Origin of the sequence: Streptomyces sp. NPDC093149 (genome assembly GCF_044754145.1) — a bacterium.
In the GTDB taxonomy this organism is placed as follows: Bacteria; Actinomycetota; Actinomycetes; order Streptomycetales; family Streptomycetaceae; genus Streptomyces.
Genome location: NZ_JBIVON010000034.1, coordinates 1 through 12973, shown reverse-complemented (window position 1 = coordinate 12973; position 12973 = coordinate 1). Strand labels below are relative to the sequence as shown.

9 protein-coding genes and 3 pseudogenes are annotated in these 12973 nt (G+C 69.1%); 6 read left to right on the top strand and 6 right to left on the bottom strand.

Annotated elements, in window-relative coordinates; all coding sequences use genetic code 11:
• Positions 1 to 28 precede the first annotated feature (28 nt).
• Positions 29 to 3241 carry a cytochrome P450 gene (locus ACIQCZ_RS39790; RefSeq protein ID WP_402290719.1) on the top strand — a complete coding sequence of 1071 codons (3213 nt, stop codon included), beginning with the start codon at positions 29 to 31 and terminating at the stop codon, positions 3239 to 3241.
• A 147-nt stretch (positions 3242 to 3388) separates the two neighbouring features.
• The gene (locus ACIQCZ_RS39785) at positions 3389 to 3655 is read left to right on the top strand and encodes a hypothetical protein (protein WP_402290716.1); all 267 of its coding nucleotides are present in this window, start codon (positions 3389 to 3391) and stop codon (positions 3653 to 3655) included.
• 592 nt (positions 3656 to 4247) lie between these two features.
• Here the strand turns inward: ACIQCZ_RS39785 and ACIQCZ_RS39780 are convergent.
• The 4 genes and pseudogenes from ACIQCZ_RS39780 to ACIQCZ_RS39765 form a co-directional block, all read right to left on the bottom strand.
• The gene (locus ACIQCZ_RS39780; RefSeq protein ID WP_402290713.1) at positions 4248 to 4640 is read right to left on the bottom strand and encodes a resolvase; all 393 of its coding nucleotides are present in this window, start codon (positions 4638 to 4640) and stop codon (positions 4248 to 4250) included.
• 117 nt (positions 4641 to 4757) lie between these two features.
• Positions 4758 to 5132: a recombinase family protein gene (locus ACIQCZ_RS39775; RefSeq protein ID WP_402290710.1), complete on the bottom strand. Its 375-nt coding sequence runs from the start codon at positions 5130 to 5132 to the stop codon at positions 4758 to 4760.
• Positions 5133 to 5289: 157 nt separating this feature from the next.
• Positions 5290 to 5598 (bottom strand): annotated as a pseudogene (locus ACIQCZ_RS39770) (IS30 family transposase); the annotation flags it as partial.
• Positions 5599 to 5858: 260 nt separating this feature from the next.
• A pseudogene (locus tag ACIQCZ_RS39765) lies at positions 5859 to 6521 on the bottom strand (TetR/AcrR family transcriptional regulator); the annotation flags it as partial.
• A 136-nt stretch (positions 6522 to 6657) separates the two neighbouring features.
• Between ACIQCZ_RS39765 and ACIQCZ_RS39760 the strand changes: the two are divergent.
• Together ACIQCZ_RS39760 and ACIQCZ_RS39755 are read left to right on the top strand one after the other, a co-directional pair.
• A pseudogene (locus ACIQCZ_RS39760) lies at positions 6658 to 7703 on the top strand (MFS transporter).
• A complete protein-coding gene (locus ACIQCZ_RS39755; protein WP_402290707.1) occupies positions 7700 to 8095 on the top strand; it encodes a cupin in 396 nt (131 codons plus the stop codon). The pseudogene ACIQCZ_RS39760 and the gene ACIQCZ_RS39755 overlap by 4 nt, the downstream one beginning before the upstream one ends.
• 355 nt (positions 8096 to 8450) lie before the next feature.
• Here the strand turns inward: ACIQCZ_RS39755 and ACIQCZ_RS39750 are convergent, their stop codons facing one another.
• Positions 8451 to 8723: a WD40 repeat domain-containing protein gene (locus ACIQCZ_RS39750; protein WP_402290704.1), complete on the bottom strand. Its 273-nt coding sequence runs from the start codon at positions 8721 to 8723 to the stop codon at positions 8451 to 8453.
• Between the two features lie 733 nt (positions 8724 to 9456).
• Entirely contained in the window at positions 9457 to 11973 is a 2517-nt protein-coding gene (locus ACIQCZ_RS39745) for a WD40 repeat domain-containing protein (RefSeq protein ID WP_402290702.1), read from the bottom strand.
• A gap of 348 nt (positions 11974 to 12321) precedes the next feature.
• Here ACIQCZ_RS39745 and ACIQCZ_RS39740 point away from each other — a divergent pair, with 348 nt between their 5' ends.
• Positions 12322 to 12732 carry a transposase gene (locus ACIQCZ_RS39740; RefSeq protein WP_402290700.1) on the top strand — a complete coding sequence of 137 codons (411 nt, stop codon included), beginning with the start codon at positions 12322 to 12324 and terminating at the stop codon, positions 12730 to 12732.
• Positions 12651 to 12973, top strand: a 323-nt coding sequence (locus tag ACIQCZ_RS39735) for a helix-turn-helix domain-containing protein (RefSeq protein ID WP_402290698.1), incomplete at its 3' end; no start/stop codon positions are given. The genes ACIQCZ_RS39740 and ACIQCZ_RS39735, both read left to right, overlap by 82 nt.

Sequence of the window (12973 nt, the reverse complement as noted above, 5' to 3'; positions counted from 1 at the left end):
GGCGGAGCACCAGCGGAGGGTGGAAAAGATGACCATCACGACCTTACGAGCGGGCCGCAAGCCGCCTGAGGGGCGCGCGCTGCCCCTGGTTGGGCACGCGCTGAGCGTGCCCCCGGGCGGATTCATCCGGTACGCGATGCGCGAGGCACGCACCCTGGGCCCGGCCTACACCCTGCGGTTCTTCGGCCAGGAGCTGCTGATCGTCTCGGGGCTGGACCTGGTGGCCGAACTGTGCGACGAGTCGCGCTTCCGCAAGTCGGCGACCGACGCCCTGAAGGCCGTGCGCGACTTCGCGGGCGACGGCCTGTTCACCGCGTACGGCGACGAGCCGAACTGGCGCAAGGCGCACAACATCCTGCTGCCCGCCTTCGCCGCGAACGCCCTACGCGACTACCACCCCACGATGTTGGATGTGGCACGCAAGCTCATCACCCACTGGGACGCCCACGAGGGCACACCGGTGGACGTGGCAAGCCATATGACCCGGCTCACTCTGGACACCATCGGGCTGTGCGGCTTCGGCTACGACTTCGACTCCTTCGGCCGTGACAGGCCGCACCCCTTCATCGGCTCGATGGTCCGGGCGCTGGCCCATGCCCAGGCCAAGCCGCAGTTCATCCCCGGGCTTGATCTGCTCTATCGCTCCCGCAACACCCGCAACGCCGCCGACATCGCGGCCATGAACACCCTTGTCGACGACGTCATCCGGCGACGCCGTACCGCGGGCCCGGGCCGCGCCGACGGCGCCGACGACTTGCTGGGGCTGATGCTGCACGCCACCGACAAGGAGACCGGCGAGCCGCTGGACGACCTCAACATCCGCCACCAGGTGATCACCTTCCTGATCGCCGGGCACGAAACCACCAGCGGCGCCCTCTCCTTCGCGCTGTACTACCTGCTCAAGCACCCCGAGGTGCTGGCCAGGGCCCAGGAGGAGACCACCACCGTGTGGGGGGACGAGCCTGAACCCGACCCGAGTTACGAGGATGTCGGCCGACTGCGTTACGTCCGCCAGGTCCTCAACGAGGGCCTGCGGCTGTGGCCCACCGCCCCCGCCTTCTCGCTGGAGGCTCTGGAGGACACAATGCTGGGCGGCCGCTACCCGTTGCGCCAGGGCCGGGCCGTCATGGTCCTCACCCCGATGCTGCACCGCGACCCGGCCTGGGGCGACAACCCCGGGCTCTTCGATCCCACGCGCTTCACGCCGGAACGCGTGGCCGACCGCCCCGCCCACCTCTTCAAGCCATTTGGCAACGGTGAACGTTCCTGCATCGGCCGGCAGTTCGCCCTGCATGAGGCAACGCTACTGCTCGGCCTGCTCGTCCACCGCTACCGACTGGTGGACCACAGCAACTACAAGCTGCGAGTCAAGGAAACCCTGACGCTCAAACCGGACGGATTCCGTCTGACACCGGTACGCAGGACCGCGGCCGACCGCCACCGGGTCAGGCCGCCCGCCCCGGCCGCGGTGTCCGCCCCGCCCGAAGAGACCACGCCCGCTCTGCGCGCCCCCGGCACGGAGCTCACCGTGCTGTACGGCTCCAACCTCGGCGCCTGCCGTGCCCTGGCCCACGACCTCGCCGACCAGGGAGCACGGCACGGATTCACCCCTGAGGTCAGCCGACTGGACGACGCCGTGGACACGCTCGTGCCCGACCAGCCGGTGGTAATCGTCACCGCCTCCTACAACGGACGCCCGACCGACGACGCCTCCCGATTCATCGAATGGGTGTCCGACAGCAAGAACGTCGGCCGCCTGGCCGGCGTCCCGTATTCCGTACTGGGACTGGGCGACCGTAACTGGGCCACCACCTATCAGCGCATACCCACTCTGATCGACGAGAAGCTGGCCGCTGCCGGGGCCGAAGCCGTGGTGGAGCGAGCGGCCGTTGACGTGAGCGCCGACGGCGCCGACGAGACCACACGCTGGGGCACCGGGCTGTGGTCGGCCCTGCTCAGCCGCTACGGGAAGCCCGCCGGGGGCCCGGTGTCCCACGGGATCACGCCCCGCTACTCGGTGGAGGACGCCGACTCGGAGGAGGACCACACGGTACTCACCACGTCGCCCGACGGCGATTCCCTCCTGCCACTGGAGGTGGTGACCAACCAGGAACTGTGCGACACCGACAGCCCCTTGGCCCGCTCCAAGCGCTTCATCCGGCTGCGTCTACCCGCTGGCACGCCCTACCGGGCCGGTGACCATCTGCTCATCAGGCCGGCAAACCCTGCCGCACTCGTGGAACGCCTCGCGGATCTACTCGGTCTCGACCTCGACCGGGTGGTTCGCCTGCGGACGACGACGGGCCGCGACCCGCTCCCCGTGAACCGGCCACTGAGCATGGGCACCCTGTTGACACACTTCGTGGAACTCCAGCAACCCGTCACCGCATGCCAGGCCACGCTCCTGGCATCCGTCGCCCAGTGCCCGCCGGACCGGACGGCACTGGAGGGCCTGGCCGCAGCCCCGCACAACGGAACCGGCGAAACCCTCCCCACCGTGCCTGCTCTGCTGGAGCGGCACACGTCCTGCCGACCGTCGCTACCCCTGCTGCTCGAAGCGCTCTCCCCCTTGCGCCCGCGCTACTACTCGGTCTCCTCCTCCCCCACGGTCTCCCCCGACGCCGTCGACCTCATGGTCGCCGCAGCACCAACGCCCCACCGAAGCGGCAAAGGCACATTCCTGGGTGTGGGCCCCGCCTACCTGAGTACGGTGCAACCGGGAGACGTCGTCCACGCCAGGAACGCCCCCTGCCGGGATGTCTTCCGACTCCCCTCGGACCCGTCCGTCCCGGTCATCACCGTGAGCGCGGGAACCGGGCTCGCCCCGTTCCGCGCCGCGATCGCGGACCGCACTGCATCGCCGCAGCCCGGCCGGGCTCCCCTCGTGTGCTACTTCGGCTGTGACCACCCGGACGTGGACTACCTGCACCGCACCGAACTGGAGGCAGCGGAGGCCGCAGGCGCGGTCAGCCTGCGGCCGGTCTTCTCCCAGGCCCCCGAGAACGACGACCGGTTCGTCCAGCACCGCATCCAGCGCGAAGCCGATGAGATATGGGCCCTGCTGGAAGCCGGCGCTCACGTCCGCGTCTGCGGCGACGGCCGCGCGATGGCACCCGCCGTGCGCGACGCGTTCCGACGGATCTACTGCGACCGCGTGGAAGACGACGAGCAGAACGCCGAGACCTGGCTGTCCACCCTGATGGCCGAGGACCGCTACGTGGAGGATGTCTGGACGGGCTGACGCGTTCCCTGCGCCCTGGCCCCGCCGGAGGGCGAGACGTCACCGCACCTGCTCCGCCCTCCGCTCGTAAGCTGTGAAGTTTCATCGATAGCCAGAACGCACAGTAAATGGCGCACAATACGTTGAGATAATGCGGGTCTTCGGGCAGTGGCTCGCCGAGCAATCTTCACCTACATCGCACGCGAGCACTGCCTGGACTGGATCAGCCACATGGCCAAGGCGCCGACGCAGACGACGGGCGAACCGCTAGGCGTCATATCGCGGATCCAGCGGATCTCCGGGTTGTCGCAGTTCTTCCGGGACACCGCGCAATTGCGGTACGCCGCCGTACCCAATCACTCCCTCATCGGCACCGGTGACGCGGCCGAAGTACCCGCAGAAGGTACCGCGGTTCATCCCCGAGCAGGACCTTGACCGGCTGATGCCCGCCATCGACGCGATCACCTGCCTGTTCCAGCGGGCCTCCTGCTGGTTGCCCGCTGGTCCGGAGCCCGCCGCGCCGGGATCCAGCAAGTGCCACAGGACTGCCTGAACCACTAGCCCGACGGCGCCCTGCGACTCCTCTTGTCCGGCCGCAAGACCTGCAAAGGGCACGTCGTCCCCCTACACGAGGATGCCGCCGAGGCCCTGCAGAAGGGCATCGACCTGCGCAGAAGCGCACCGGAGCGGCCGTTCACGGACGAGCAGACGGGCGAGGAGGTCCGTTGTCCTGTTCGACGTCCGTCTGCCCCTGCTTGTGCATGCAAGCGACCCAGGCCTGCCGGAGTGCGGCACCATCCTGCTGTTCGGCCTTCTTCGTGCCGTTGTCCCCGGCCGTCCCATGTGTCGAAGAAGACGCTGCACAGCGACGCGCGGCTCCTCGCCGAGGAGACCGCCAAAGCAGGCAAGCACCTCACCGCAGCCCAGCACAGGGAGGTCGAGCGGTGGGTGAGGCGATCCAACAAGGGGCATGACCCGGATACGCCAGAAACCCGCCACGGGATGATCTTGGAGTCCGGACGGCTCGTTACGGGGTGTCGCCCGCGAGGGTGTTGACGCGGTTCGCGTACTCGCGGCGGGCCTTGCGTTGTGCCGGGATGGCAGAGGCGCTGTCGAGCGGCTGGCGGTGGACCGAGGCCGTCGCGGGGACTCGGAGCGTGTAGCCCTGGCCACGCCGTACGGTCACGCCCTGGTCGAGCGCGGCCCGCTCGGCGTCGTCCAGTTCGGTCGTGCGGAGGAAGTCGGCGACCTTACCCGGCATGTCGAGGGTGACCGGCAGCTCGCGGGCGGGGGCGTCTTCCTCGATGGCGGTGTGGTCGGGCATGAGGTCGGCGACGGCCGTGCGGATCGCGCCGCGGCTGACGCCGTGGTTGCGGGCGAGGGCGGCGATGGAGCGCCTTTCCAGGTATGCGGTGCGCACGTCGGCGGTCTGGACGGCCGCCACGGCGGGGCGGCGTCCGCCCTTGCTGCCCTTGGCCTCAGCGGCGCGCAGCCCGTCGTAGGTCAGTTCGCGCCGGAGGCCGGCGGCGGTGAGGGTCTAAACCATGGACTTCACGGTGGACAGGAACTCCCCGGTGCGCGAGTGGCGGGCGGTGAGGTCCATCGCGGAGAACGCACCGTCGTGGATGCGCAGCGCGAGGCGGTCGCAGTGGAGGACGTCGAGCACGTCGAGGATGTGTCCGGTGCCGCGTACGAGGCGGAACATCTCGGAGATGTGCACGGTGTCCCCGGGCCGCGCGTAGTCAAGGAGCGCGCGGAACTTCGGCCGCCGGAGCGGGTGAAGGCGGCTGGAGGTGCCCGCGTCCTCCTCGAAGACGACCGGGTCCTCGATGCCAGCCTCGGTCAGGACGAGGTTCTGCCGGGCGGTGGACTGCTGGTCGGTCGAGACCCGCTTGTCGACCAGGTTCGCCACCGAAGAGCCCCTTTCCGGACGAAGGACCGGACCCTATCTGTCGTCAAACCCTGTCAACAATCACCATCGGATCCGATTGGATTCGGGCCGCCGTGAACCCCCGGATTTCCCGGCTTCATTGGACGCGTCGCCTGCCTGTCGTCAAACGATGGCGGGCTCAAGCGGTCAGCGCATCACCGCTGTTCAGAAGGTCAGCGTAGACCTCGGCTGACGTGCGGTAGCCGTGGGTCTTGCGGGGGCGGTGGTTGAGTTCGTGAGCGATGGCGTCGAGGTCGGCCTGGCTGAACGTGCGGAGGTCGGAGCCCTTGGGGAGGTACTGCCGTAGCAGGCGGTCGGTGTTCTCGTTGGTGCCGCGCTGCCACGGGCTTCGCGGCTTGCAGAGGTAGATCGGCATACCCGTCTCGGCTGTGATGGCCTGGTGTTCGGCCATCTCGCGGCCTCGGTCCCAGGTGAGGGTTCGCCGCAGCTGGTACAGGAACCGACGCGCGTGCTGCATCGGTGCCCCGAGCGCCCGCCCCATCAAGCTGAACGACTGCCCCGCACGCCAGCGTCTCCAGATCTCATCCTGTTGTGCCGGCGAAAACCCGTAGTCACGCACCTGTGCCTCCACGATCACATGATCACCGTGGGTGGCGCATTGATCACTTGAGGATGCCATCGTTTGCCGACACTTGAGAACCGTGGTGTCAGCGGCCAGGCACATCGTCGGCGGCGATTCTGTCTGCAGCTGACGAGAAGGCCGTCCACCAGGGCCTGGAGCCCGTCCCGGTAGGTGTCCTCAGCGGTCAGCGGAGCCCAACGGTCTGCGGCCTGCGCCAAGCGGGGTAGCTCGCTTGGGTCGAGATCGGCGAAGACTTGCTCCCGGTAGGTCGCACGGCCATCGTCTGCGCGCCGTCGGGCCGCTGTTGTCCTGACCACGATCTCTCCGGCGGTGTAGTACCAGATCGCACGGTAGCCGTGCACGGCCCGGTCGAGGGAGAGGCCGCATTCGACCAGGCCGTCGACGATCTGCTCGACGAACCACAGCGCGCTCGTGGCCAGCAAGTCGTCGGCGGTCAGTACCTCCACGATCCAGGGGCAGGCGACGAGCGCCTCGTGGACTGCGGTGGCGGCCACGATGATCCGCTCGCGAGGGTGGGCGGGCAGCTCCGGTCGGCGCAGGGTGCGGGCGGCGTAGTCGTCCAGCAGGAGGACGAGCAGTTCCTCCTTGTCGCGGACGTAGTGGTAGAGCGCCATCGGCGTACTGCCGACTTCCGTGGCCAGCCGGCGCATGGTCAGTCGGTCCACGCCCTCCTCATCCACGATCCGGCGGGCCGTCTCAATGATCTCCTCGCGAGAGATGCGGGGAAGGCGGCCCAGGGTTTTGCGCGGTGCGGACGGTTGCGGCATGCCCCCATCATTCCCCAGGTGTCGACAACAGCGAACCCCGACCTGTAAGTTTTCTTACGTGTACAGAAACTCTCGCGGGAGGCCTGGAGTGGTGCTGGCGGCTGCCGCCGTCGCCCAGCTCGTCGTCGCCCTGGACATGTCCGTGGTCAACGTCGCATTACCCGCGATCCGCACGGCGCTGGGATTCGCGCCGCTCGACCTGTCGTGGGTCGTGCACGTATATGCGCTCACGTTCGGCGGGTTCCTGCTGTTGGGGGGACGCGCTTGCGACCTGTACGGCCGGCGTCGGATGTTCGTGCTGGGGCTGACCGTCTTCGGGCTGTGCTCGCTTGTGGGCGGGCTGGCCCAGGATCCCTGGCAACTGATCGCCGCACGCGCCGGTCAGGGCCTCGGCGCCGCCGCAGCCGCGCCGGCCGCGCTGGCGATGCTCACCACCACCTTCGCCGAAAACCCCCAGCGCGTCCGGGCGCTGGGCGTGTGGAGCGCGGTGAACGCCGCGGGCGGCGCGCTGGGCGTGCTGGCAGGTGGACTGCTGACCGAGTACGCGGGCTGGCGCTGGGTCATGCTGGTCAACCTGCCTATCGTCGCGGCGGCTCTCGCACTCATCCCCGCAGGGGTGCCCGCTGGAGCATCACCTGCCCGACGTGAGAGGCTGGACGCACTGGGCGCCGTCCTGGCGACAGGCGGAGTCGGGCTGTTGGTGTTCGGTGTCGTCCGCACCGGCACCCAGGGCTGGGGTTCCCCGGCCATATGGGCGACCCTCGCCGCCGCAGGTTCGCCCTCATCAGCCCAGACGGCAGCTTCCTCGCCGACGTGCTCGGCCCGTCCCTCGTCACCAGCGTCGGTGCCGGGCTGGTCCTGGCTCCGGTTGCCGCCGCCGCGACCACCGGCGTCGCTCCCCGCGAGGCCGGCATGGCCAGCGGCTTCATGAACAGCTCCCGCCAACTCGGCGGCTGCATCGGCCTGGCCGCCCTGGCCACCATCGCCGCGCACCACTCTGGCACGACCGCCGACCCCGCCGCACTCAACGACGGCTACGCCCTGGGCCTGGCCACCGCCGCCGCCATCTTCGTGCTCGCGGCAGTCGTGGCCATCGGAGTACTGCCGCGCCGCCGAGCCATCACCCCTGTCCCGCGATCCACCGATCCCACAGAGAACGAGTTGGAAGGAACCCCGTCATGACGACCACTACCATCGACCTGTTCGCCTCGGCGCTGCATTTCCACCCCGACGGCGACGTCCGAGCCGTCGAACGGCAGATGACGAACAGCAGCTCCGGCGCCTGGCAGATCGCCACGTTCCACGTGGAGACCAACGCCGACGTTCACGCCGACCACTGGGAGATGCATCCGGAGGCCGAGGAAGCGGTGTGCTGCCTGACCGGCGGCATCCGTCTCTACTTCCGTCCCGACGTGCCCGGCGGGACCGAGGACATGGTGCAACTGCAGACAGGCGCCGCCGTGATCGTCCCCCGCGGCCGCTGGCACCGCCTGGAACTGGACGCCCCCAGCGACCTGATGTCGATCACCCTCCGCCAAGGCACCCGCCTCGAAAAGCGCACCGACATACACTGATCGAAGGTGGCCCGGCAAAGGGGCTGCCGGGCCACCACGAACCTCGCCCGAAGGCTTGGCGTCGCCTGGCCCCGCCGGCACAAGGTGTTCATCGCGCTTGTCGGGGACATCGTGCACCCAGCCGGCCGCACAAGGTGACGAACGTCAGGACAGCACCGTTGTCCACGGCGCCAGCTGAGACCTCAGCCCGTCATCGCCCTGGAGCGGTGGCCGGTTGTGCTGGCGTCCTCGGCATCTGCGCGGAAGGTTCCCAGTGCCATCCCGTCAGGCCGACTGACGGTGATCAGGGCGACGGTGGAGCGGCCGAATGACGCGACGGCATCTGCTCCAGGCCGGCCCGGCGCGGCACGTGCGGTCAGCGGGGGGAGAAGCGGGCGAGTTCCTTGTCAAAGCCGACCAACAGCTCTCCGCCCGGCGCCACCGCCAACGCCTGGACAGGCGCGGGGAACGACAGGAAAGGAGCGAACTGCTCGCCGGTGGCCAAGTCCCACATTCGCACCGCCCTATCGTCGCTGCCGGTGACAGCGACCGGGCGGCCGTCCACCACCGACGTAGTTACCGTCGCCACTGCACGCACCGCCCAGGCGTGGGTGGTGATGGTGTGCCGGAGCTGGGGGGAGGCCGTCACCGGTGGCCCAGTCCATCCCCCGCCGCAGCTCCGGCTCACTCTCCACCGGCACCGCGTGATCCGCGCCGCCAACCCGCGATCCCCGTACCGGGCGGCATCCAATGCCAGCAACTGTCGCCGCACCCCAGCCCCCGCATCTCGGTGCAGATGCGTCGAGGCCCGGTACACCACCGCCGCCAGCACCTCCTCCCGCCCCGCCGCACCATCCAGCGCCGCCAGGACCTACCCCGGGTCGGCGTTCACCAGCCACCCCGGATCGGCCAACCGCCCACCCACCACTACACCCTCACTCCCCGCGCCACCGCCGTGGAGACCGTCATTCGTGATCGACACGGTAACCGCCTGCACCCCTCAGGCGAGCGCCGGGACCGGAGTTGGGTACTTCTACGCACGCCCGTGGTCCCGGGCCTGGCCCAACCCTGCACCCAGCCAACCCAAGCCAAGCCACGGCGACCGCACCACGGGTGCGGTCGACTCTCCGGCGGGCGGCACGTTCCTGCTGTTGCCGGTGGCGCGTGCTGTCCACCCGATCCGGCACTACGGTGTCTGCTCGGGCGCGGTCAACGGGGCGGAGAAGAAGGCGAATTCCCCATCGAAGCCGCCCGGCCGACCCCGGACGGCTTGGACCGCCGTCACAAGCCGCTACAAATGAACACTGTCCGGGCGTGGCGGTCTCACTCGACTGCAAGGCAAGCAGCGCCGGGAAATGCCGAGATCTGCAGCAGAGTCGAGCTCAGTGTCGGGCGAGTACGGCGATTTCGGGGCCGAAGCCGACCACGAGGCGGCCATCCGGCGCCACTTCCACTGCGCCTATGGGCATAGGGAAGGCCAGAGGCCGCCCGATCTGCTCGCGTGTGGCCACGTCCCACATGCGCACCGTCCCGTTCCTGCTGCCGGAGATCAGTACGGAGCGGCCATTGATGACGGTTGTCGTGAGGGCTTTGATGTTCTCACTGCGGCCGAAGTAGTCCTCTTCTTCCAGTTCCTCGCCTGTGGTGAGGCTGCACATTCCCTCCAACGCGCCCCCGTAGGCAGCCGCCGCGTGACCATCCACCACCACGACGGCGACAGTGCTCACCCCCTCAGGCCACCCGGGTGCTTCCTCGAACGGCTCACCCACCTGTTCGCCGGTGGCCAGGTCCCACGCCCATACCGAGCCGCAGGCGTCTCCGAAGACGCCTGCCACCACCACCGTGCGTTCCTTGGCTTCTGTAACCGCTTCACCGCCGTCAATTGCCTCTGCTGCGGCTCCCAGGTGTCGGTCGTCGAGGGCCTCAACCGCCAGCGAGAGCACTGCGTCGCCGGGGCCTTTGAGTTCGTGGATCTGTTCGCCGGTGGTCAGGTCCCACACCTCGGGCCAGCCGGTGACAACGACGGGCCGGCCGTCCAGCACCGCCGTCGCCAACGCCTGCCCCCCTCTTCCGTTGGTCGGGAATTCGCGGAGCTGTTCACCAGTGGCCAGGTCTCGCACCCTGACCACTTCGTCCGAGCCGCTGAGGATCACGGCGACGGGACGACCGTCCAGCACCGCGGTCGCTACCGATGCTCCTCGGCGGTCGGTCACGGGCCCCCAGAGCTGCCGGCCGGTGTTGAGGTCCCATGCCCGCACGTTTTCACCGACGGACTCGGGCCCGTCACTGATGACGGCTATGAGGCGTCCGTCCAGCTCTGCCGTTGCTATCGCCCGCACCGGCTCGGTGTGGCCCGCGACAGGCTTGCCGACATGCTCGCCGATGAGCGCCTCTCCGCCGCTGCCGGGAAGGGTGACGGGGCGGCCGTTCACCACCATGGCCCCCAGTGCCTCCGGGCGGCCGTCCACCACCATCCCCAGCTTCTCGTCGTAGCGAGCCGGGGGGACGCCGATCTGCCGGCCCGTGGCCAGGTCCCAGACCCGCACCGTGCGGTCCCAGCTTCCGGTGACAGCAACGGCGCGGTCATCGACCATCGCCGTCGCCACCCCCCGTACCTGGCTGGTGTGGCCGGTCAGGGCTTCACCGACGGGCCGGCCGGTGGTCAGGTCCCAGACCCGCACCGTCTTGTCGTGGCCGCCGGTGACGGCGACCGGGCGGCCGTCCACCATCGCCGTCGCCACCGCCAACACCCCGCCGGTGTGCCCGGTCAGAGGTTCACCGACGGACCGGCCGGTGGTCAGGTCCCACATCCGCACTGTGTCGTCCCAGCTGCCGGTGATGGCAACGGGGCGACCGTCCACCGTCGCCGTCGCCACCGCCGACGCCCAGCCGGTGTGGCCGGTCAGGGGTTCACCGACGGGCCGGCCGGTGGTCAGGTCCCACATCCGCACCGTCTTGTCGTCGCTGCCGGTGATGGCAACGGGGCGACCGTCCACCATCGCCGTCGCCACCGCCAACACCCCGCCGGTGTGCCCGGTCAGGGGTCCACCGACCGGCCGGCCGGTGGTCAGGTCCCACATCCGCACCGTCTTGTCGTGGCCGCCGGTGATGGCAACGGGGCGACCGTCCACCATCGCCGTCGCCACCGCCAACACCCCGCCGGTGTGCCCGGTCAGAGGTTCACCGACCGGCCGGCCGGTGGTCAGGTCCCACATCCGCACCGTCTCGTCGTCGCTGCCGGTGACGGCGACCGGACGGCCGTCCACCATCGCCGTCGCCACCGCGCGCACCGTGTCGGTGTGGCCGGTCAGGGGTTCACCGACGGGCCGGCCGGTGGCCACATCCCACACCTGTACCAGCTTGCCGCGGAGGCTGTTGCTGCCGGTGAGAGTGACGAGAGCAAGGGTGCGGCCGCCCACTGCGGCTGTCGCCACCACCGCCACTTCGTCGGGGTAGTAGCCGCCCAGAACGGAAATGTCCTCGGGACGGAAGAGCGAACTGGTTGCCCACGCAGCCCGCTTGTCGGCACTGAGCGTACTGGCATTCGTGTGCGCAGAGCCAAGGAGGGAACCGCTGGCCCACTCCACACGCCACTCGGCGTCGGGTTCGTCGCCCGCCTCGGCCGCAGCGAGTTCCGCCGCCAGCTCCGGTGCCCCATACCGGGCGGCGTCCAGCGCCAGCAACTGCCGTCGCACCCCAGGAGCCGCGTACTTGTGCACGCGCATCGACGCCCGGTACACCGCCGCCACCAGCACCTCTTCAGCGCCGGCGGCACAGTCCAAACCTGCCCACACCTGGGCCGGGTCGGCATTCACCAGCCACCCCGGATCGGTCAACCGCCTGCTCGCACCCGCGGACGGTTCGCGGCACGCCCCACTATCTTGAAGATCACCAGACATGAACAGCACAGTAGCTGCTCTCAGCCCTACCCAACTCCCAGACAGGCAACGGGAAAGGCAGTCCGTACTTCTCCATAGCCCACTCAACGCCATGGGCAGGACAGCGCCGCGCCTCCTGCTACAAACGGTGACCGACCCGATCACCCACTATGGTCGCAGTGGGTGGCAGTCAGCGGGCCAGAGCAGGATCCGATCGATCGCCCCAGCATCGCCTATTCGCGCGAGTTCTGACCTCGTGCCTTCACGAGGTGGCTTGTCAGACTGCTGGCCACAGAGGCAGATGAAGCTTCCCCTTGATCGTGGACACCTGGAGACTGGGACCTGAGGTTCCAGAGGAAGTAGCACCAGGTGGGAAACAAGTACACGAAGCGGTACGCCGAGGAGTTCAAGCGGGACGCGATCGCGCTCGTCGACTCCTCGGGTAAGACGGTCACCGCCGTGGCCCGGGAACTCGGCATCAGCTCCGAGTCTCTGCGCGGCTGGTACCGCAAGGCCAAGACGGACCGGGGCGAGGGCGTGTCCGGCGAGTTGACCAGTGCCGAGCGCGAGGAGCTCAAGCGGCTGCGCAAGGAGAACCGCGAACAGCAGCAGACGATCAAGATCCTGAAAAAAGCGACGGTGAGGTCAATGGGTCGGTGCAACATCCCAGGTAGAACGGTTACTGGAGGTGTTGCTGGGTGGCGAGGATCGGGCGTCCGGGGTTGTCGGACGAGCAGAAGCGTGAAGTGTGGCGGCGATGGCGGGACGGGCAGTCGCTGAGCGAGATCGGGCGTTCGCTGGGCAAGGTGCCCGGGTCAATCCACGGGGTGGTCGCGGCGAACGGCGGTTTTGTCCCGGCGGTCAGGACCCGATCGGCCGGGGTGCTTTCGCTGGCAGAGCGGGAGGAGATCTCCCGGGGCTTGGCCGCTGCTGACTCCTTCCGGGCGATCGCGGGCCGGCTGGGACGGGCGCCGTCCACGGTCAGCCGTGAGGTGGGGCGTCACGGCGGGCGTGAGAAGTA